Source organism: Phenylobacterium parvum, assembly GCF_003150835.1.
GTDB classification, from domain to species: domain Bacteria; phylum Pseudomonadota; class Alphaproteobacteria; order Caulobacterales; family Caulobacteraceae; genus Phenylobacterium; species Phenylobacterium parvum.
In genome coordinates this window covers 2,359,677-2,379,544 of sequence record NZ_CP029479.1, presented here as the reverse complement: position 1 = coordinate 2,379,544, position 19,868 = coordinate 2,359,677, and the positions used below count along the sequence as shown (strand labels likewise).

Sequence of the window (19,868 nt, the reverse complement as noted above, 5' to 3'; positions counted from 1 at the left end):
CCTGTCCCGGATGGTTTCCGGCGGATTTCTGCTTCCGGTATGCCCTGCAGACCGGATTGTCCGCCCGGGTCCGATCCTATACGGCTTTCGCCACGCACCAACATCCCCGATCCAAACGGACGGAGGGATGTCATTTCACCCGGGGGTATCCACCCTGGGCGCACTCCAGGGAGAGAGACATGACCACGGGCTTCGACGACATCTTTTCCATCCGGGGCAAGGTCGCCCTGGTCACCGGCGGCTCGCGCGGCATCGGCGAGATGATCGCCGCCGGCTTCCTGGCCGCGGGGGCCAAGGTCTACATCTCCTCGCGCAAGGCCGATGTCTGCGACGCCACCGCGGAGCGGCTCGCGAAGACCTACGGCGGGACCTGCATCTCCCTGCCCGCCGACCTGTCGCAGATGAGCGGGATCGAGTCCCTCGCGGCCCGCCTCGCGGAGAAGGAAACCAGGCTCGACATCCTGGTGAACAACGCCGGCGCCGCCTGGGGCGCGCCCATCGAGTCCTTCCCCGAGGTGGGCTGGGACAAGGTGATGGACACCAACGTCAAGGGCGTCTTCTTCCTGACCCAGAAGCTCCTGCCCCTGCTGCGCAAGGCGGCGGCCGAGGGCGCCCCGGCCCGGGTGATCAACATCGGCTCCATCGACGGCCTGAAGTCGGCGGCCTTCGACACCTTCTCCTACGGCGCCTCCAAGGCGGCCGTGCACCACCTGACGCGCTTCCTGGCTGCGCACCTGACCAAGGAGAAGATCCTCTGCAACGCCATTGCGCCCGGTCCCTATCCGACCTGGATGCTGTCCACCGGCGTGGGCTTCGGCGGCGAGACCGAGAACGCCGACTGGGACCAGGTGGGCCGGGGCAATCCCTCGGGCCGGGTCGGGACGGCCCAGGACATTGCGGGCCTGGCCATCTTCCTGTCCTCGCGGGCGGGGGAGTATGTGGTCGGCCAGGTCATCGCCAGCGACGGCGGCGCCGTGGGAACGTCGTGAGGCGGCCGGCGGCCCTCCTCTCGGGCGCGGCCCTGGGGCTGGTCCTGGCGGCGGCTGCGGCCGTCGCCGCGCCCGTCCCGGCGCCGGGACCCCTGCCGCAGAAGGGGAGCTGCCCCTTCGGCTACGCCAGCGATTCCCGGTACTGCACCCCGGGATCCGGCGCGCGCTTCGCCCTGCTCAAGGGCCCGTCGGGCTCCTGTCCCTCCAACTATCGCAGCGAGGGGGCCTATTGCGTGGCGGAGGCCTCCGCCCGGCTGGCCATTCCGCGGCAGGGCGGAAGCTGCCCCTTCGGCTACGCCAACGAGGGCGACTTCTGCGTCTCGGGCCGCTGAGCCGCCGGCTCAGCGGCCGATGAAGACCGGCTCGCGCTTTTCCACGAAGGCGCGGGCCGCTTCCTTGTGGTCGGTCGTCTGGCCGCAGTGGACGTGGTGGGTGGCCTCCAGGTCCAGGCAGTCGTCCACCTCGCCGGACATGGCCCGGTTGAGGTTTTCCTTCATGTAGCGGTAGGCCACGGTGGGTCCGCCGGCCAGGCGCAGGGCCACCTCGCGGGCCTTCGCCGCCAGCTCCTCGGGCGCGACCACCCAGTTGGCCAGGCCCAGGCGCAGGGCCTCGTCGGCGCTGACCCGCTCGGACAGGTAGTAGAGCTCCCTCGCCTTGGCCGAGCCCACCAGCTGGGTGAGGAAGTAGGTGCCGCCATAGTCGCCCGAGAAGCCGACCCGGGCGAAGGCCGTGGTCAGGATGGCGCTGGAGGCCATGATGCGCATGTCGCAGGCCAGGGCCAGGGACAGGCCCGCCCCGGCGGCGGGACCGGGCAGGGCGGCCAGGGTGGGCTTGGGCATCTTGAACAGGCGACCCGCGGTGGCCCTCTGGTTCACCCTCTGGCGGTGGATGGCGGCGTCGATGGAGCTGCCGCCCCCGCCCTGGTTGGACTCATCCATGCCCTTCACGTCGCCGCCGGCGCAGAAGCCCTTGCCGGCCCCGGTCAGCACCACGACCTTCACCTCGCTGTCCAGCTCGGCCTTGGCCAGCTGGTCGGCGAGGGCCGCCGTCATGTCCCCGCTCATGGCGTTGCGCGCCTCGGGGCGGTTGAGGGTCAGGGTCAGGACGCCCGCGTCGAGGTCGGCGAGCAGGTCCTGGGTTCCGGTGTCGATGGCGGCCATGGGAAATCCTCTCAGTGAATGACGGGTATCGGGCGGCGGTCCGCGCGCGACGGTCGATGCAGATACCCTGCGTTCAGTTTCAGGCCCGCGGCGGGCTGGCGTCAACGCCGTATCCTCCGCAGACTGTCGGAAGCGTGATGCTTGACCCCCGCCGGAGGCGGTGAGACGCTTCATACCGCAGTATCAAAACAGACTTACGCAGGGGCAATGCCTGCGACAGGGAGACCAGACATGGGCGACGTGGCCAGCGGTGGAAAGGTGCTCACGCGGGAAGAGGCGCCCTTTGATCCGGACGCCCTGCGCGATCGCTACCGCGCCGAGCGCGACAAGCGCATCCGCGCCGACGGGAACGAGCAGTACCTCCAGATCGCCGGCCGGTTCGCGGACTTCGGCGACGATCCCTACATCGAGGCGCCCATCCAGCGCGCGCCCCTGACCGACGAGGTCGAGGTGGCGGTGATCGGCGGCGGCTTCGGCGGCCTGCTGGCGGGCGCCCGCCTGCGCGAGGCGGGGGTGAAGTCCCTGCGCATGATCGAGGCGGCCGGCGACTTTGGCGGCACCTGGTACTGGAACCGCTATCCGGGCGCGGCCTGCGACATCGAGAGCCTGGTCTACCTGCCGCTCCTGGAGGAGACCGGTTTCATCCCCGCGATGCGCTACACCAAGGCGCCGGAGATCTTCGAGCACTCGCGCCGGATCGCCCGCCACTTCAACCTCTACGAGGACGCCTGCTTCCAGACCTCGGTGAAGGACCTGTCCTGGGACGAGGCGGCCCAGCGCTGGATCATCACGACCAACCAGGGCGACGCCATGCGCGCGCGGTTCGTGGTCATGTCCAATGGTCCCCTCAACAAGCCCAAGCTGCCGGGCATCCCCGGCATCGAGACCTTCAAGGGCCACGCCTTCCACACCAGCCGCTGGGACTATGAGTACACCGGCGGGTCCGTGCTGGGCGGGCTGGACCGGATCGGCGACAAGAGGATCGGCATCATCGGCACCGGCGCCACCGCCGTGCAGTGCGTGCCCCACCTGGCCGAGGGCGCGGGCCAGCTCTACGTCTTCCAGCGCACGCCCTCGGCGGTGAACGTGCGCAATGACCAGCCCATCGACGCGGACTGGGTCCGCTCCCTGCCCCCCGGCTGGCAGAACCACCGGATGGACAACTTCAACCTCCTGCTCAGCGGCGGATACGCCGAGGAGGACCTGGTCAACGACGGCTGGACCGAGGCCTTCCGCGAGCTGGTCTTCATCGCCCGCAAGGAGGGCGCGGCGGGCCTGTCGCCCGAGAAGCTGGCCGAGCTGATGGAGCTTGCCGACTTCGCCACCATGGAGCGCATCCGCGCCCGGGCCGAGGCGGTGGTGAACGACCCGGCCACGGCCGAGGCCCTGAAGCCCTGGTACCGCCAGTTCTGCAAGCGGCCGTGCTTCCACGACGAGTACCTGCAGGCCTTCAACCGGCCCACCGTCAAGCTGGTGGACACCCAGGGCAAGGGCGTGGAGCGGATCACCGAGAACGCGGTGGTGGTGGACGGTGTCGCCTACGAGATCGACTGCCTGATCTTCTCCACGGGCTTCGAGGTCGGCACCAGCTTCAGCCGCCGCTATGGCTACGACATCCATGGCCGCGGGGGCCAGCCCCTCAGCCAGGCCTGGGCGAACGGGGTGCGCAGCCTGCACGGCCTGATGGTCCGCGGCTTCCCCAACCTCTTCTTCCTGGGCTCGACCCAGGGCGGCTTCACGGCCAACTATCCGCACAACCTGCGCGAGCAGGCGGCCCACGCGACCTATGTCATCGACCAGGTCAAGGCGCGGCAGGGCCGGGCGGCGGAGCCCTCCGAGGCGGCCGAGGCCGACTGGGTGGCGACCATCATCGAAAAGGCCCGCAACAACCAAGCGTATCTCGAGGCCTGCACGCCCGGCTACTACAACAACGAGGGCAAGCCCTACCTGGCCAACGCCCAGAACACGAACTACGGCGGCGGGCCGATCGAGTACTTCCGGATCCTCGCCGACTGGCGGGCCTCGGGCGACCTGCCGGGCCTTGAGGTGAGCTGAGGCGGCCATGGGCCAGCTTTCCCTCGACCTGCGCGACGGCGTCGCCGTCATCACCTTCAGCAACCCGCCGCTGCAGGTGATGACCCCGTCGACGATGAACGAGCTGAACCGGATGCTGCCGCAGCTGCGCTCCGACGAGGTTCGGGCCATCGTCTTCACAGGCTCGGATGCGACCTATTTCATCCGCCACTTCTCGGTGGAGGAACTGGACGAGAACACCCGGGGTGGGGGCGGCGGCTGGGACCGGCCCATGGCCGAGATCCTGTATGAGCTGGAGCACCTGCCCAAGCCCTTCATCTGCGCCCTCAACGGCTCGGCGGCCGGCGGCGGGCTGGAGTTCGCCCTGGCGGCGGACATCCGGGTGGCCAAGGACGGCCCCTTCCGCTTTGGACTGCCGGAGGTGTCGGTGGGCATCCTCCCCGGCGGCGGCGGCACCCAGAGGCTGACCGCCATCGTCGGCCGGGGCCGCGCCCTGGAGATGATGCTGCGGCCGCGCCTGGTCTCGGCCCAGGAGATGCTGCAGCTGGGGGTCTTCCAGGAGGTGGTCCCCGCGGACAGCCCCGAGACGGCCCTCGACCGGGCCCTCGTCATCGCCCGGGAGATCGCCGGCCGGCCGGCGCGGGCGGTGGCCCACATCAAGCGCCTGGTGCGCGAGGCGGTCTCGCCGGTGACCATGGACATGCTGAAACTCGAGGGCCGGCTCTTCGCCGACCTCATGCAGCAGCCCGAGACCCAGGCCCTCCTCAAGGGGGTGGCCGACCAGCACCGGGCCGAGCGCGGCGGCTGACATCAACACGGCCCGGCGCAGACCGGGATCCAGAGGAGGACGGGCATGAAGGACTTCAGCGGCAAGATCGCGGTGGTGACCGGCGGCGGCAGCGGCATCGGCCGGGCCCTGGTGCAGGCCCTGACCTCGGAAGGCTGCAGCGTGGCCATGTGCGACATCCGCGAGGCCGACATGCTGGAGACGGTGCGCCTGGCCGAGAAGACCGCCGTCCAGGGGGTGAAGATCACCACCTTCGTGGCCGATGTGGCCCAGGAGAAGGAGACCCTGTCCTTCCGCGACCACACAGGGGAGCAGCATGAGACCGACCACGTCCACCTGCTGTTCAACAATGCGGGGATCGGCGGGGGCGGCAGCTTCGTCAACACGCCGCGCGACCAGTGGGAGCGGACCTTCGCCGTCTGCTGGTACGGGGTCTACTACAACGCCCGGGCCTTCCTGCCGATGCTGCTGAAGGCGCCCGAGGCGCACATGATCAATGTTTCGTCAGTGAACGGCTTCTGGGCTTCCCTCGGGCCGCAGACCTCGCACACCGCCTACTCGGCGGCCAAGTTCGCCGTGAAGGGCTTTACCGAGGCTCTCATCAACGACTTCCGCAATAACGCCCCCCACGTGAAGGCCAGCGTGGTCATGCCCGGCCACATCGGCACCAATATCGCCATCAATTCCATGGCCGAGTTCGCCCCGCCCGACGGCGCGACCGCCGAGGCCAAGGCCATGGGCGAGGCCTTCCGGGACAATGGCCTGCCCCCGCCCGAGGCGGCGAAGATCATCCTGGACGGCGTGCGCGAGGAGCGCTGGCGGATCCTGGTCGGTCCCGACGCTGTCGCCCTGGACCAGGCGGTCCGCGCCCACCCCGAGCAGGCCTACGAGCACGGCATGGCGGACCTCGTGGCCCAGGCCCGCGCCGCAGGCTAGGCGCCCCCCGGTTGACGGCCCCCGGATTCCATGGAACTTTGAGCAAGTGGTATCTCAAGTGAGATAGCGCTTGTGCGGGTTCGCCTGCCGTTTTCAGGGCCCGCACTGCAACCAAAGCACGTTTGGGGGGTAGTCATGGGTCATGACCTGGTCATCCGGGGCGGTTCCGTCGTGGACGGGACGGGCGCAGCGGCGCGGACGGCGGACATCGCCATCGACGGGGGCCTGATTACGGCCATCGGGAAGGTCGAGGCCCGTGGCCGCCGCGAGATTGACGCGGAGGGCCTGCTGGTCACCCCGGGCTTCGTCGACCTGCACACCCACCTCGACGCCCAGATCGGCTGGGACCCGGAGCTGACGCCGGTCAGCTGGCATGGCGTGACCACCGCCCTGCTCGGCAACTGCGGCCTGACCTTCGCCCCCTGCAAGCCGGCCGACCGCCCCCTTCTGGCGGCCATGATGGAGACGGTGGAGGACATCCCCCGCGAGGCCATCCTCTCCGGCCTGCCCTGGACCTGGGAAGACTATGGCGGCTATCTCGACGCCCTCGACGGCATCCGCCCGGGGATCAACGTGGCGGGCCTGGTGGGGCACTGCGCCGTCCGCTACGCCGTGATGGGCGACCGGTCCTTCACCGACCAGGCGACGCCTGAAGAGCTGGCGCAGATCTGCGCCATCGTGGCCGAGGCCATGGATCGCGGCGCCCTCGGGTTCTCGACCAACCGCTACGAGCCGCACAAGGCGCCGGACGGCCGCTCCATCCCCGGCACCTTCGCGGATGTCTCGGAACTGGTCGCGATCGCCCGCACGGTCGGCGCCCGGGGCGGGCTGATGCAGGCCGTGGGGGCCTCGCCGGACGTGCTCCAGGCCATGGCCGACACCGGCGCCCGGGTCCTGTTCAGCTGGGGGGTCGGCGCCCAGAAGGGTGCGGGTCGCGGCGGCGCCGCCTTCCTCGACCAGATGATCGGCGAGCGGGACATGACCGCCATTATTCAGGTGCGCGGCACCGGCTTCATGTTCGGCCTGCAGTCTCACCTGCCTTTCCGCGGCGAGACCTGGGAACAGGTCAAGAGGCTGGACCTGGCCGGCCGGCTTGAGGCCATCCGGGATCCTGAAACCCGGGAGAAGCTGATCGCCGAAGGCCGGCGAACTGACAGGTGGGAAGACCTGAAGACCGTCTTCGACCTCGGCGCGGGCGAGAGCCCTGACCATGGCCACGCCCCGGACCAGAATGTCCGCCAGGCCATGGAGGCCACGGGCCGAAGCTTCGTGGAGATCTTCCTCGACCAGGCCCTGGCGACGGACGGACGGGGTCTCTTCAACCTGCGCATGTTCTGCCAGAACCTGGACGAGCTGGGCGACCTTCTGGCAAGCCCCCGCATCTTCCCCAGCCTTGGCGACGCCGGCGCGCATGTCTCGCAGATCATGGACGCCGACTGGTCCACCTTTGTCCTGTCCCACTGGGTCCGCGACCGCGGGATCTACTCGGTGGAAGAGGGCGTCCGCCGCCTGACCTCGGGACCGGCCCGGGTGCTGGGTCTTTCGGACCGGGGCGTGCTGGAGGCGGGCCGCCGGGCGGACATCAACGTCATTGACCTCGCGGGCCTGAAGTCCCTCCAGCCGCAGATCGTCAACGATTTCCCCGGCGGGGCGCCGCGCTACATCCAGCGCGCCAGCGGCTATCGCGCCACCATCGTCAACGGGGCCGTCAACATCGAGAATGACCGGCACACCGGCGGCCGCGCTGGCCAGGTCCTGCGTCGCCTCCACTGAGCCGGACCACACCGACCCAGCTTCACCGCAACTCCTCTTGAAGCTGAAACTGCGCCGGAGCGGGCAACCGCTTCCGGCGCTTCTTTTGGGCCTCCCGGCGGCCCAGAAGGTAAATAATTGCTTGCGCTTAGAGGGCGCGCCTTCCTAGACTTTTCCGTGTTGGAAGCCTTGGGAGCCGCTGTGATCCACCCTCGTCGTACCCCGAGCCACGTCCAGGCCCTTGCCGGAAGCCTGGCCGGCCTGATCCTGCTGGGCGCCTCGGGAGCCCTCGCGGCGGAAGACCCACAGGTCCAGAAGCTCCGGGAACAACTCGAGCGCCAGCAGGCGATCATCGAAAGCCAGGAGGCGCGCCTGCAGCAGCAGGAACGCCTGCTCCGGGATCTGGCGGCGCGGATCGGGCCGGCCGCGCCTGCGCCAGCCAACCTCGTCCCTGCAGCGGCCGTAGCCCGGACGGAGACGCCGCCTGCGGCCGGGGTCGACGCCGTCGCCCAGCTGGCCCTCCCGGAGCCGGGTGCGGAGACCCGCGAGGAACAGGCCCGCCCCGGGCCGGTCGGAACCCGTTTCGCAGGGCTGGACGTGATCCTGGGCGGAGCGCTTCGCACCACGGTCACCACGACGACGGCCCGGATGCAGCCGGACGCCGCCCCCTTCTTCGTGCTTCCCAAGATCCCCGGGGTCCCGGAAGGGACCACCAAGATCGATGCCCGCCTGTCGTCCCTGTTCTTCAAGATCAGGGGCGCCCAGCTGGGGGACTTCCAGCTGGGCGGCACGATCTACGCCTACCTGTTCGATGGCGACCTCCTGTCGGGGAAGTACGGCGTCTATCCCGGCATGGCCTATATCGATGCGACCAGCGACAAGTGGCGGTTCGCCGCAGGCCTGCAGCAGGACGTCTTCAGCCCGATGATCCCCACCATGGTCGACCGCATGTCGGCCTTCGCGGGCTCCGGCAACGCCGGCAACTCCTTCAAGCCGCAGCTGAGGGTCGAGCGCTTCTTCGTGAACGGACCGGACCGGCTTGTGCTCCAGGGCGCAGTGGCGGACGCCCTGCCCAGCAACATCAAGCCCGGCTTCGTCGATTCCACCGAGAACACGGGCGTTCCCAACTTCGAGGGACGGATCGCCTGGACCCGGGGCAACGACCAGGAGGCCACCCTGCCCTGGCCCAAGTACGTCCTGGGCGTCTCCGGCGCCACGGGGCGCTTCCGGACCCTGTACGACCGGAATCCCGATCCGGCGATCTCCGAGATCAGCTCCTACACCACCACCCTCAACGGGGTCGCCGTCGAGGGGGCCTGGAGGGTCACCGACCGGTTCGGCGTACAGGGCGAGTACTATTCCGGAAAGGCGCTGGGGGCCTATCTCGCCACGGCCTTCCAGACCGTGAACAGCACTGAGCGAAAGCCGATCTCCAGTGACGGGTACTGGGGCGAGGCGGCGTACTACTGGACCCCCAAGCTGCATTCCCACCTGGGCTACGGCATCGATCGCCCCGACCGGGGCGATGGCCCGGGGATCGGCGACAATGAGACCGCCTTCCTCAATCTCTTCTGGGACCCCAGCCCGATGACGACCTTGGGCTTCGAAGCCACCTGGCGCCAGACGGCCCTTCTCGCCGGCTTCGACCCCCTGGGCCGCCCCGTCTACGTCGACAATGACGGCTTCGCCTTCATGCTGTCGTCGGAACTTCGCTTCTGAGTTCGCCAGCCCCGCTCGAGAGGGGCGCCAAGACAACCGGAGAACGACCATGAAAGCCGTTACCTCAGGATTCCTCGCCAGCCTGATGCTGGGCGCCTCGGCCTTCGCGGCGCCCGCCACGGTCTACAGCGGCGGGGACATCCTGACCATGCAGGGGCCCACGCCCAGGTATGTCGAAGCCCTGGTCGAGAAGGACGGCAGGATCCTTTTCGTCGGCAAGAAGTCGGGCGCCCTGCGCGCCGCAGGCAAGGACGCCCGTAAGGTCGACCTTGCGGGCGCCGCCCTGCTGCCGGGCTTCATCGACGCCCACGGGCATCTCGTCTACGCCACCCACACCATGCTCGACGCCGACCTGGCGGGGGTGAAGGACATCCCAGAGCTCCTGGCCCGGCTGAAGGCGCACGCCGCCGAGACGCCTGAGGGAGAACGCATTGTCGGCATGGGCTACCGCGCCGAGCAGATGGCCGAGAAGAGGCACCCGACCCGCGCGGAGCTGGATACCGTCAGCGCCACACGCCCCATCACGATTTCGGATGGTTCGGGCCACCATGGCGTCTTCAACACCGCACTCATGAAGGAGCTCAAGCTCGGGGCCGGCACGCCAGACCCGGAAGGTGGATTCTTCGACCGCATCCAGGGAAGCCGCGAGCTCGAGGGACATGCCGCGGAGACGGCGTGGATGGCGATCCTGGCGACCCGCAAGCCCCTGACGGACGCCCAGACCCGCAAGGGTGTCCAGCGGGCTTCCCAGCTCTGGGTCGAGAACGGGATGACCACCGCCAGTGAGCTGGGACTTGGACTGAGCGGCGACGACATCCCGATCGTCACCACCATCATCAACGAGAAGCTCCTTCCCATCGACCTGGTCATCTTCGCCAAGGCGTCGGCCTCGGAGCGGATCATCGATTCCGCCTACCAGATCCAGAAGAGCCACACGAACCCCAACGGGGAGACGAGCGCCGACCTCTTGGCCGTCCGGCCAGACCTCGACAAGCGCTACATCAACCGTGTGCGACTGGCGGGCATCAAGTTCTGGATGGACGGCAGCGTCGACACGGCCTTCCTGTCCCGGCCCTTCGCCAAGAACCCGCCGGGGGTCACCACTCCGGACTACCGCGGCATGCGGGTCGATCCCCAGGATCAACTGGTGGCCGCCCTTGACAAGTACTGGAAGAGCAACCGCCAGATCGCCGCCCACGCCATCGGCGACGAGGCCATTGAACAGCTCCTGGTCGCGGCGGAGGCGACGGCCCGGGACAAGGGCATGGGCGACGACCGGCCGATCGTCCAGCATGCGCAGTTCCTGCGCCCGGACCAGCTGCAGCGGGTCAAGGCCCTGAACGGGACGGTGAGCTTCACCGCGGCCGGCATCTACCCGATGGGAGACTACATCCGCGACCTGATCGGCCCCGAGCGCGTGAGCTGGGTCGGGCCGGCGAACTCCGCGGAGCGGCTTGGGGTGAACTGGACGATCAATACCGACTGGCCCGCCGGGGTCAGCCCCAGCCTCCTCTACGCCGCCTGGAACGTGGTCAACCGCCAGACCCGCTCAGGGGCGGTGTTGGTCCCTGAAGAGAGGGTGAGCGCCTACGCCGCCATGCGCGCCATCACGATCAACGGCGCCTACCAGTACCGTGAGGAAAAGACCAAGGGCACCCTTGAGGCCGGCAAGCTCGCTGACCTTGTGATCCTCAGCGCCAACCCCGTGAAGGTGGACCCCGCAGCCATCAAGGACATCCAGGTGCTGCAAACCCTCAAGGAGGGCCGGGTCGTCTATGCCCGTCCGGCCAGCGCGCCGGTGAAGACTGCGCAGATTCCAGCCTCCGTCCATGGAGAGGACGCCCATCCGCCTGCGGGGCCCGAGCGTGAGCTGTCCGAGCGGGACCGCCGGACCCTGGCCGCCCTTGTCGAGGCGGGCGCGCAGGACTGAAGCGCCCCGGGCGTCCGGTCTCCGACCCGGGCGCCCGTCCGCCGCACCTCCCCACCCGGGGGGTGGCGGGCGGAACTCATCTCCAGAGCAGCCCGCGCACCATGGCTTCGACGAAGAGGCGGGCGCCCGCCTCCGGGTCCTCGCCGGGCTGCCACCAGTTCAGCTCGGAGGCCGCATTGATCCCGGCGGTCAGGATCTGGGCGGTGATGCTGGTGTCCAGCGGCCGGACGGATCCGTCGGCAATGCCGTCGCAAAGCATTGAGCCCAGGCGGATCGAGATCTGCCGCAGCCGGAACATCAGGTCTGCACGGATTTCCTCGGGCACCGTGGTCAGGGCGCTGGTCCGAAGCAGGGGCGCGGGGCCCACCTGAAGCTGAACCACGGCCTGGAGCAGGGAGTGCATGATCTCCAGGCCGTCGTCGCCGCCGGCTTCCGCCGCATCGATGGCCCGCCAGAGGACGTCGAAGGTCCGCTGGAAGCAGGCCACCACCAGGTCATCCTTGGTGGCGTTGTAGTGGTAGAAGGCGCCCTTGGTGACGTTGAGCTTGGAGGAGATCCGGTCCACCGACGCGCCGTGGTAACCCTCGTCGTTGATCAGCTGGGTGGCGGCCCGCAGGAAGTGCTCGGCCGAGCCCTCGTCGATCTCGTCACCCGCAGGCTGAAGGTCCAGGAACCGGACGCCGGGCACGTTTCCGCCCCGCGGGATCCCGTCCAGCAGGATGGAGGCGATGCGCTGGCCGATGCGCGGATAGTCCTCGACCCGCCAGGTGTAGATCCAGGCGCTGACGAAGGTCAGGGCGTTGATCAGCAGGTGGGTGCGGCCGTTCAGGTCGGCCCGGGTCCGGGTCTCGCGGCGGTCCAGGAGCGAGCGGACCGTCCGGAACAGGGCGACGAAGGCCTGGTTGACGCTTTCGCTGTTCAGGGCGCGGACGTCGTTGAAGACCGTCAGGGGCTCAGCCTCGCCCAGCTCGATCCTCTGTTGGAGCAGGATGAAGAGGTCGATGAAGACCTTGACGCGTTCGCGCTCCGTGGGGTGCTCGCGGGCGACCTCGGCCAGTTCCTGGATGCGGCCGATGCTGCGCTCGAAGGCGGCGGCGGCCAGGTCTTCCTTGTTGCGGAAATAGTAGATGACCCCGGTGGGCACGAGGTCCAGGCGGGCGGCGACGTCGCCCAGGGTCATGCCGCGCACGCCGTGGCGGTTCATCTCGCGGATGGCCGAGGCGATGATGGCGTCACGGCGGGCCATGTAGCGCCGGCTGGGTGTCCGCACCGCCGGAGCGCCCGGGGCGGTTTCGGAAGCGGTGTCGGGGGTGGACATGGGACGGCTCCGCGCCGGGCGCCGGACCGGCGCCGACAAGCTTTCCCTTGGGGATAGTGTGGCTTGTGAGGCCGGTCAATCAGGGCCAATCTTGCCGCCAGAGGGCGCGCAGACGCCGTCGGGGGAAACGCCATGCTGCTTCAGGGACTGAAGGTCGTCGAGCTCGCCACCTGGATCGCCGCGCCCGGATGCGCGGCCATCATGGCCGACTGGGGCGCCGACGTGATCAAGGTGGAGTCCCTGGGGGGCGACGCCACCCGCACCTTCTTTCCGGAGAGCCCCGAGACCCCTGGCAATCCCATCTTCACCATGGAGAACCGCGGCAAGCGCGGGGTGGCCCTGGACATCGCCTCCCCCGAGGGCCGCGAGGCCATGCTGGGCATCCTCAGCGGGGCGGATGTCTTCATCACCAATGTCCGGCCCGGCGCCCTGAAGCGGGCCCGGCTCGACTACGAGACCCTGAAGGCGGCCTTCCCGCGGCTGATCTACGCCAGCGTCTCGGGGGTGGGCCTGGAGGGGCCGGACGTGGACCTGCCGGCCTTCGACATCACCGTCTTCTGGACCAAGAGCGGCGTCGGCCGCTCGCATATCCCGCCGGACCAGGAGCCCTTCGCCTGCCGCCCGGGCTTTGGCGACCACACCACGGCCCTGGCCACCCTGTCCTCGATCCTGGCGGCCCTGCACGAGCGCCACGCGACCGGGCGCGGACGGCTGGTGGAATGCTCCCTCCTGCGCACGGCCTCCTACGCCCTGGGCTGGGACATGGCCACCCAGCTGCGCTTTGGCGAGGCGCCGACCACCCAGCCCCGGAACCTGCGGCCGCATCCGATCTCAGGGATCTATTTCCGGACCCTGGACGACCGCTGGATCACCTTCGTGCTCAAGGGGCCCACCTGCTATCCAACCCTGATGAAGGTGCTTGGGCATCCTGAGGTCATCGACGATCCCCGTTACGCCCTGCCGACCACGGACCTCGACATCGTCCGCGAGATCCGGGCCCGGGCGGACGCGGCCTTCGCGCGAATGACCCTGGCCGAGGCGGCGGTGATCCTGACCGAGGCGGACCTGGCCTGGGCGCCCCTGCAGAGCCTCTCGGAGGTGGTGGGCAGCGAGCAGTACCTGGCCACCGGCTGCGCGGTGGAGGTGTCTGACGGCTGGGGCGGGCGCATGGCCTCGCCGGCGGCGCCGGGCCGCTTCCCCGAAGGCGCGCCGGAGGTCACCCGCGGCGCGCCGAAGCTGGGCGAGCACACGCGCGAGGTCCTCGCCGAGGCCGGGGTCGCGGAAGAGGTGATCCAAAAAGTCATGGCCCGGCTCGGGTGAGCACGGGCCACGACAGGCGCTGAGGCGTCAGCCCCCGCCCGGAGGCGGGGGCCTTGCCGATCAGTTGTAGACTTCGAACAGGCCGGCGCCGCCCTGGCCGCCGCCGATGCACATGGTCACCACGGCCCACTTGGCCTTGCGGCGCTGGCCTTCCTGCAGGACGTGGCCCGTCAGGCGGGCGCCGGTCATGCCGAAGGGGTGGCCGATGGCGATGGAGCCGCCGTTCACATTGTACTTCTCGGGATCGATGCCGAGGTGGTCGCGGCAGTAGAGGCACTGGCTGGCGAAGGCCTCGTTCAGTTCCCACAGGTCGATGTCGTCGACCTTCAGGCCGTTCCGCTTCAGGAGCTTCGGAATGGCGAAGACCGGGCCGATGCCCATCTCGTCGGGCTCGCAGCCGGCGACGGCCCAGGAAACGAAACGGCCGAGGGGCTTGAGGCCCCGGCGCTCGGCTTCCTTGCCTTCCATCAGCAGGACCGCGGCGGCGCCGTCGGACAGCTGGGAGGCGTTGCCGGCGGTGATGAAGTTGCCCTCGCCCATGACGGGCTGGAGCTTGGAGAGGCCCTCGAGGGTGGTGTCGGGACGGTTGCACTCGTCACGGTTCACCACGTAGTCGACGATGGTCTCTTCCTTCGTCTCCTTGTTGACCTGCTTCATCTTGGTCTTCATCGGGACGATTTCGTCGGCGAAGAGGTTGGCCTGCTGGGCGGCGGCCATCCGGACCTGCGAGCGCAGGGAGAACTCGTCCTGGGCCTCGCGGCTGACCTTGTAGCGCTTGGCCACGATGTCGGCGGTGTCGATCATGGCCATGTAGATGGCCGGGGCGATCTTGGCGAGTTCAGGGTCCATGGCCTCGGCGGGCAGGCGCCCGCCGCCGACCGAGATGCTCTCCACGCCGCCGGCCACGACGCAGTCCGCGCCGTCGCCACGGATGTGGTTGGCGGCCATGGCGATGGTCTGCAGGCCGGACGAGCAGAAGCGGTTCACGGATACGCCGGCGGTGGTCACGGGCATGCCGGCGAGCAGGGCGGCCTGGCGGCCGATGTTCGGGGCGCCGTGGGCGTTGTTGCCGAGGAAGCAGTCCTCGACGAAGTCCTTCTCGACGCCCGACTTTTCCACGGCGTGCTTGATCGCGTGGGCCGCCATGGACATCGGCGGCGTCATGTTGAACCCGCCCCGGCCGGACTTGGCCAGGCCCGTGCGGGCATAGGAAACGATTACGGCTTCACGCATGAGAAGAACCTCCCTTTATCTCTTCGGTTATGGCCGCGCATGTCGGCCTTGGCAATGTGAATCCCCCGACGGAAACCCGTCCCGCCGGGGCCTTTTCGGGGTCACGGACGGACGAGGAACTTCTCTCCGGTGGCCTTGCGGTTGCAGGCCCGGACCGCCTCGGGGGTAAGCAGGTCGGTGAGCGAGACCTCGGTGGTGTAGCCCGAGGCGAAGGTGGTCTTCAGCCCCGCCACGACCCGGGCCCGCAGGCGGTCGGCGGCCTCCTTGCCGATGCGGATCAGGAAGGGCGTCAGGAGCCAGCCGCCCAGGCCCCAGGCCATCCCGAAGGCGCGGTTCAGCTCGGTGGGGCCGGTGTCAAGGCCGCCGTAGATGTAGACCTGCTTGTGCGTGGTCGAGCCATAGCGCGAGAAGCCGCCCGGGCTGCGGGCGTTGGCGGCGACTTCCATGCCGGTGAGGATCTGGCCGGCCAGCTTGCCGCCGCCTGTGGCGTCAAAGCCCAGGGTGGCGCCGGTCTCGGTCAGGGCCGCCACCAGGCTCTCCATGAAGTCCGGCTGCGAGGAGTCGCAGACGATCTTGGCGCCCTGGTCCTTCAGGATCTTCGCCTGGGCGGGGCTGCGCACGATGTTCACCAGGGGTACGCCGTCCTCCAGGCAGATGCGGTTCAGCATCTGGCCGAGGTTGGAGGCCGCCGCCGTGTGGACGAGGCCGGAATGTCCTTCGAGCTTCATGGTCTCGACCATGCCCAGGGCGGTCAGCGGATTGACGAAGCAGGAGGCGCCGTCGCGGGGATCGGTACCTTCCGGCAGCAGCAGGGCGTCGGCGGCCCGGACGCAGCGGTACTCGGCGTACATCTCGCCGCCCAGGATGGCCACGGTGCGGCCCAGCAGGGCCTGGGCCGCGGCGGAGGCGCCGGCCGCCACGACCTCGCCAGCGCCCTCGTTGCCGACGGGCAGGGCGGCGCCGGCGCGGGCGGCCACGGCCCGGCGCAGGGACGGCGGGATGGGTGCGGACAGGACGGCGGCCTCGCCCGATCCGGAGACCTTCGCCGCCTCCAGGTCGGCGGGACCCACCAGGAGCCCGAGGTCCGAGGGGTTGATCGGCGTGGCGCGCACCCGCACCAGGACCTCGCCATCGCCTGGCTTCGGCGTCGGGACCCGCGCCAGGGACAGGCGCAGCTCGGAGCCGTCGGCGGTGACCTCCGAGCGCAGCTGGAGGAAGGTGTCGGGAACGGTCGTGGTCATGGGGGCGCCTCTCTGCGTCTGGGCGGCGATACGCTCATTTGAGCGGGGGGTATGTCAAGGTCGGCGGTCGGCCGCGATCCGCGTGGGCGCCGCGCCGCCCTGTCCGGGACGGGCCTGGACGGCGCCGAAGACATCGCCGCCTTCGGGTATGGGACGGCGCAGGGCGGCCTTGATCCCCGCCAGGGTTCCCGCATGCCACCCCGCCATCCGGACGGCCGCCGCCCGGGCGTGGTCGTGTACCTCCCCGTCGGGGACGAGGGCCCAGGCCAGGCCCAGGCGGTGCAGGTCCGCCCCGCCCATCCGGCCGGCGCCAAGGGCCAGTTGGGCGGCCACGGACTCGGGGGCCTTCAGCCTCAGCCAGGCCAGGTTCATCGGGGCGTGCATGCCGATCGCCGCCTCGCCCACGGTCAGGATCGCGTCCTCGCCCGCCACCATCAGGTCCGAGCCCAGGGCCAGGGCCGCGCCGGCGTTGATGGCGTAGCGCTCGAGGGCGCAGATCACCACGGCGGGGCAGGCGTGGAGGTCCCGGTGGAAGCCCGTCCAGTCGGAGGCCCAGGCCGCGCCCGCTCCGCCCTGGAAGAGGTCGACGTCGAGGCCCGAGCAGAAGGTCCCGCCTTCGCCCCTCAGCAGGACGACGCGCGCCCCGCCTGCGAGCAGGGTGGAAAGTCCCTCACGGAGGGCGGCGGCGGAGTCCGGGGCGAGGGCGTTGCGGCGGCCGGGCCGGTTCAGGACCAGTTCGCCCCAGCCTTCATGCGGGATCGCCAGAACTGGCGCGTCGCTCAAGACCGATCGCCTGCAATGGTCTCGAGGTTCCGCGCGTGGCTTTCCTCATCCAGGCGGTAGAAGCTCCAGCTCGCGATGGAGGCCAGGAAAAGGATGATCACCGTGGGGAGGTAGAGCCAGGCCACCTGGGTGATCAGCTCCATGGTCTTTTCACTGGGCTGGGCCTTGGTGGGGAAGGCCACGGCGGTGAGGATCAGGCCCGGGATCAGTGCGGCGATGGCGTTGACGATCTTGCTGGGCAGGCTGTCGGCCGTGGTCAGGAGGCCCTCGGCCCGGCGCCCGGTGCGGACCTGTACCTCCTCGACGATGTCGCCGATCATCGACGAGGCCAGGATGTAGCCGGCGATGGCGCTGACGGTCTGTACGAAGGTGAAGGCGGCCAGGACCCAGAGCAGGGCCGGGGTCCCGTTGAGCTGCAGCACGCCGATCAGCTTCAGGAACATGGGCGTGTGGCCGAAGATCACGCTGGTGAGGAAGAGGCCCATGGCCGCCTTCTTCTTGCCGAAACGCCGGGCCAGGCGCGGCGCGATGATGCCGCCGAAAATGGGCCCGGGAATGCCCAGCAGGGTCAGGACCAGGATGTCCTGCGCCTTCAGTTCCCAGAGGTAGGTCTGGAAATAGAGGGTCAGTCCCGCGGCGATGCCAAAGGCCAGGCCCGCGATCACCTGGGCCATCAGGGCGACGAGGAAGTTGCGGTTGGTCAGGGTGACAAGGGCGTCGCGCCAGTCGTCCTTGAAGGTCCTGCCGGGCTCGTGGGCGCGCTGGTGGAAGCCCGCCGCCTTCTTCTGCGTGCCCAGGGCCATGGTCAGGCCCGCAGCCAGGAAGATCAGGGTGATGGCGAGGGACAGGGGCCCGTAGCCGTCGGCGTTGAGCTGGCCCACGGGGTGTTCAGGGGTCTTCTTGAGGAAGATGCCGTAGATCAGCACGGTCGCAAGGGCGGTGCCGAGGGAGCCGAGCATCCAGCGATAGCCCAGCAGGACGGTCCGGTCGTGGTAGTCGGGCGCCAGTTCAGGCGCCAGGGCCCCCGAGGGGACCTCGTAGAGACTCCAGGCGAGGTTCAGGAAAAGCCCCGTGCCGAGGATGTACCAGAACATGGCCGACGCCTCCCAGCCGGGCGGGTGCCACCTCAGGAAGAGGGCCACGGGAATCAGCAGGAGGGCCAGGTAGATGAAGGGGTGCCGCCGGCCGATTCGCGAGCGGAACTGGTCGGAGCCATGCCCGATCAGGGGGTCCCAGAAACCATCGATGAAGATGACGGCCGAGATGGCCAGGCTGGCGATGTGCGGAGGCACGCCGACCACCTGGCTGTAGAAGAACATGGTCAGGCCGGCGAGGGCTCCGTAGGCGCCGTTGGCCACCGAGCCAATCCCGAAAAAGGCCTTGGTCTGGAAAGGCAGTCCCCGGCGATAGGACCCCAAAGGCTCCTGGTCTTCCCCAACGTCCTGAACGGTCATGCCGCCTCCCGCTACTACGGGTTTGCAGCCGGACTGATGTCCGGCCGTTCCTTCCCCCCGGAGGCCAGAGCATGACGGCGTCGGGACTTTGTCAAGCTGGTACCGGCGCCTGACGCGGGCCGATACTCAATCCGGTTTCAAGGCTATCCGCCCGCGCCCCCGCCCGGACGATCCCGGGCTTCAGCCACAGGTCAGGACAATCTTGCCCACGTGATCCCCGGCCTCCAGGGCGGCGTGGGCGTCGCCGGCCTTCTCGAGCGGGAAGGTCTGGTCGACCACCGGCCGCACCAGGCCCGAGAGGATCCAGGGCCAGACACGGGCTTCGATGGCGGCCGCCAGTCGCGCCTTCTCGTCGGCGGAACGGGGCCGCAGGGTCGAGCCGGTGACCACCGCCCGCTTCTGCATCACCCGGAAGATGGGCAGGGCGACTTCACCGCCGCCCAGGGAGGCGATGAAGACGATCCGGCCGCCGGTCTTGAGGGCGTCCAGCTCGCGGCCGAAATAGTCGCCGCCCACCATGTCGAGGACCACGTCCGCCCCACCTTCGGCCTTCACGCGGGCTCCGAAGTCCTCGGCGGTGGCGTCGATGGCGATGTCGGCGCCCAGTTCAAGCGCCCTTGCGGCCTTGGCCGCGCCCCGGGCGGTGGCGATGACCCGGGCGCCGGCCGCCTTGGCCATCTGGATCGCGGTGACGCCGATCCCCGAGGTCGCCCCATGGACCAGCAGGGTCTCACCCGCCTGAAGCGCCCCGTGCTCGAAGACGTTGGCCCAGACCGTGAAGACCGTCTCGGGCAGGCTCGCGGCCTCCACGAGGCTCAGGCCGTCCGGGACGGGCAGGGCGTGGCGGGCGTCGACCACCGCGTACCCGGCATAGCCGCCGCCACCCAGCAGGGCGCAGACCCGGTCCCCGGGCCGCCAGCGCCCGGCGCCGGTCACGACCTCGCCGGCGACCTCCAGGCCAAGGGTGTCGGGGGCGCCGGGGGGTGGGGGATATCCGCCCATGCGCTGGAGCAGGTCCGGCCGGTTCACGCCGGCCGCCGCCACGCGGATGAGGATCTCGCCGGCCTGGGGCGTCGGCGCCGCGAGCTGGATGGGCTTCAGGGCCTCGGGACCCCCGCGTCCGCCCTCGACGGCGATCGCCGTCATCATCGCCTGGTCCATCCGTCCACCCCCGCTTGCGCCCTTCCGGGCTGTGGCGCCAGATAGAACCAA

16 protein-coding genes are annotated in these 19,868 nt (G+C 69.6%); 9 read left to right on the top strand and 7 right to left on the bottom strand.

Annotation, left to right across the window (positions count from 1 at the left end):
* The first annotated feature begins 179 nt into the window (after positions 1–179).
* Positions 180–989 carry an SDR family oxidoreductase gene (locus tag HYN04_RS11155; protein WP_110450825.1) on the top strand — a complete coding sequence of 270 codons (810 nt, stop codon included), beginning with the start codon at positions 180–182 and terminating at the stop codon, positions 987–989.
* On the top strand, positions 986–1,321 hold the full coding sequence (locus HYN04_RS11150; protein ID WP_110450824.1) for a hypothetical protein: 336 nt from the start codon (positions 986–988) through the stop codon (positions 1,319–1,321). Before HYN04_RS11155 ends, HYN04_RS11150 begins: the two co-directional genes overlap by 4 nt.
* Positions 1,322–1,330: 9 nt before the next feature.
* On the opposite strand, the gene HYN04_RS11145 is transcribed toward HYN04_RS11150, so the two are convergent.
* Positions 1,331–2,149, bottom strand: coding sequence for an enoyl-CoA hydratase (locus tag HYN04_RS11145; RefSeq protein WP_110450823.1), 819 nt, complete (start codon positions 2,147–2,149; stop codon positions 1,331–1,333).
* A 231-nt stretch (positions 2,150–2,380) separates the two neighbouring features.
* Between HYN04_RS11145 and HYN04_RS11140 the strand changes: the two genes are divergently transcribed.
* The 6 genes from HYN04_RS11140 to HYN04_RS11115 all read left to right on the top strand — a co-directional run bounded on the left by HYN04_RS11140 (position 2,381) and on the right by HYN04_RS11115 (position 11,307).
* On the top strand, positions 2,381–4,204 hold the full coding sequence (locus HYN04_RS11140; protein WP_110450822.1) for a flavin-containing monooxygenase: 1,824 nt from the start codon (positions 2,381–2,383) through the stop codon (positions 4,202–4,204).
* Positions 4,205–4,211: 7 nt separating this feature from the next.
* Positions 4,212–4,991 (top strand): enoyl-CoA hydratase/isomerase family protein, encoded by a 780-nt coding sequence (locus tag HYN04_RS11135; protein ID WP_110450821.1) that lies wholly within the window; start codon positions 4,212–4,214, stop codon positions 4,989–4,991.
* Positions 4,992–5,036: 45 nt separating this feature from the next.
* On the top strand, positions 5,037–5,906 hold the full coding sequence (locus HYN04_RS11130) for an SDR family NAD(P)-dependent oxidoreductase (protein ID WP_110450820.1): 870 nt from the start codon (positions 5,037–5,039) through the stop codon (positions 5,904–5,906).
* Positions 5,907–6,041: 135 nt separating this feature from the next.
* Entirely contained in the window at positions 6,042–7,679 is a 1,638-nt protein-coding gene (locus HYN04_RS11125; RefSeq protein WP_110450819.1) for an N-acyl-D-amino-acid deacylase family protein, read from the top strand.
* A 180-nt stretch (positions 7,680–7,859) separates the two neighbouring features.
* Complete coding sequence (locus HYN04_RS11120) at positions 7,860–9,377, top strand: hypothetical protein (RefSeq protein ID WP_110450818.1); 1,518 nt, start codon at positions 7,860–7,862, stop codon at positions 9,375–9,377.
* A gap of 49 nt (positions 9,378–9,426) precedes the next feature.
* Positions 9,427–11,307, top strand: coding sequence for an amidohydrolase (locus HYN04_RS11115; RefSeq protein ID WP_162599634.1), 1,881 nt, complete (start codon positions 9,427–9,429; stop codon positions 11,305–11,307).
* Between the two features lie 76 nt (positions 11,308–11,383).
* Here the strand turns inward: HYN04_RS11115 and HYN04_RS11110 are convergent, their stop codons facing one another.
* On the bottom strand, positions 11,384–12,625 hold the full coding sequence (locus HYN04_RS11110; RefSeq protein WP_110450816.1) for a TetR/AcrR family transcriptional regulator: 1,242 nt from the start codon (positions 12,623–12,625) through the stop codon (positions 11,384–11,386).
* A gap of 132 nt (positions 12,626–12,757) precedes the next feature.
* On the opposite strand from HYN04_RS11110, the gene HYN04_RS11105 reads away from it, so the two are divergent.
* Positions 12,758–13,945 (top strand): CaiB/BaiF CoA transferase family protein, encoded by a 1,188-nt coding sequence (locus tag HYN04_RS11105; RefSeq protein ID WP_241962616.1) that lies wholly within the window; start codon positions 12,758–12,760, stop codon positions 13,943–13,945.
* A gap of 60 nt (positions 13,946–14,005) precedes the next feature.
* Here HYN04_RS11105 and HYN04_RS11100 read toward each other — a convergent pair whose 3' ends face one another.
* The 5 genes from HYN04_RS11100 to HYN04_RS11080 form a co-directional block, all read right to left on the bottom strand.
* A complete protein-coding gene (locus tag HYN04_RS11100) occupies positions 14,006–15,178 on the bottom strand; it encodes an acetyl-CoA C-acyltransferase (RefSeq protein ID WP_110450815.1) in 1,173 nt (390 codons plus the stop codon).
* A 101-nt stretch (positions 15,179–15,279) separates the two neighbouring features.
* Positions 15,280–16,419, bottom strand: a complete 1,140-nt coding sequence (locus HYN04_RS11095) for a zinc-binding dehydrogenase (protein WP_110450814.1) — start codon at positions 16,417–16,419, stop codon at positions 15,280–15,282.
* Positions 16,420–16,473: 54 nt separating this feature from the next.
* Positions 16,474–17,202 carry an enoyl-CoA hydratase/isomerase family protein gene (locus HYN04_RS11090; protein WP_110450813.1) on the bottom strand — a complete coding sequence of 243 codons (729 nt, stop codon included), beginning with the start codon at positions 17,200–17,202 and terminating at the stop codon, positions 16,474–16,476.
* Positions 17,199–18,656: an MFS transporter gene (locus tag HYN04_RS11085; protein WP_110450812.1), complete on the bottom strand. Its 1,458-nt coding sequence runs from the start codon at positions 18,654–18,656 to the stop codon at positions 17,199–17,201. The genes HYN04_RS11090 and HYN04_RS11085 overlap by 4 nt, the downstream gene beginning before the upstream one ends.
* Before the next feature lie 180 nt (positions 18,657–18,836).
* Positions 18,837–19,817, bottom strand: a complete 981-nt coding sequence (locus tag HYN04_RS11080; protein ID WP_162599633.1) for an NAD(P)H-quinone oxidoreductase — start codon at positions 19,815–19,817, stop codon at positions 18,837–18,839.
* Positions 19,818–19,868 lie beyond the last annotated feature (51 nt).

Bases quoted from the DNA above. Each gene is read 5' to 3' on its own strand.
- HYN04_RS11155 (WP_110450825.1), top strand. From the start codon at position 180: ATGACCACGGGCTTCGACGACATCTTTTCCATCCGGGGCAAGGTCGCC.
- HYN04_RS11140 (WP_110450822.1), top strand. From the start codon at position 2,381: ATGGGCGACGTGGCCAGCGGTGGAAAGGTGCTCACGCGGGAAGAGGCG.
- HYN04_RS11085 (WP_110450812.1), bottom strand. From the start codon at position 18,656: ATGACCGTTCAGGACGTTGGGGAAGACCAGGAGCCTTTGGGGTCCTAT.
- HYN04_RS11145 (WP_110450823.1), bottom strand. From the start codon at position 2,149: ATGGCCGCCATCGACACCGGAACCCAGGACCTGCTCGCCGACCTCGAC.
- HYN04_RS11130 (WP_110450820.1), top strand. From the start codon at position 5,037: ATGAAGGACTTCAGCGGCAAGATCGCGGTGGTGACCGGCGGCGGCAGC.
- HYN04_RS11105 (WP_241962616.1), top strand. From the start codon at position 12,758: ATGCTGCTTCAGGGACTGAAGGTCGTCGAGCTCGCCACCTGGATCGCC.
- HYN04_RS11095 (WP_110450814.1), bottom strand. From the start codon at position 16,419: ATGACCACGACCGTTCCCGACACCTTCCTCCAGCTGCGCTCGGAGGTC.
- HYN04_RS11080 (WP_162599633.1), bottom strand. From the start codon at position 19,817: ATGGACCAGGCGATGATGACGGCGATCGCCGTCGAGGGCGGACGCGGG.
- HYN04_RS11115 (WP_162599634.1), top strand. From the start codon at position 9,427: ATGAAAGCCGTTACCTCAGGATTCCTCGCCAGCCTGATGCTGGGCGCC.
- HYN04_RS11135 (WP_110450821.1), top strand. From the start codon at position 4,212: ATGGGCCAGCTTTCCCTCGACCTGCGCGACGGCGTCGCCGTCATCACC.
- HYN04_RS11110 (WP_110450816.1), bottom strand. From the start codon at position 12,625: ATGTCCACCCCCGACACCGCTTCCGAAACCGCCCCGGGCGCTCCGGCG.
- HYN04_RS11125 (WP_110450819.1), top strand. From the start codon at position 6,042: ATGGGTCATGACCTGGTCATCCGGGGCGGTTCCGTCGTGGACGGGACG.
- HYN04_RS11100 (WP_110450815.1), bottom strand. From the start codon at position 15,178: ATGCGTGAAGCCGTAATCGTTTCCTATGCCCGCACGGGCCTGGCCAAG.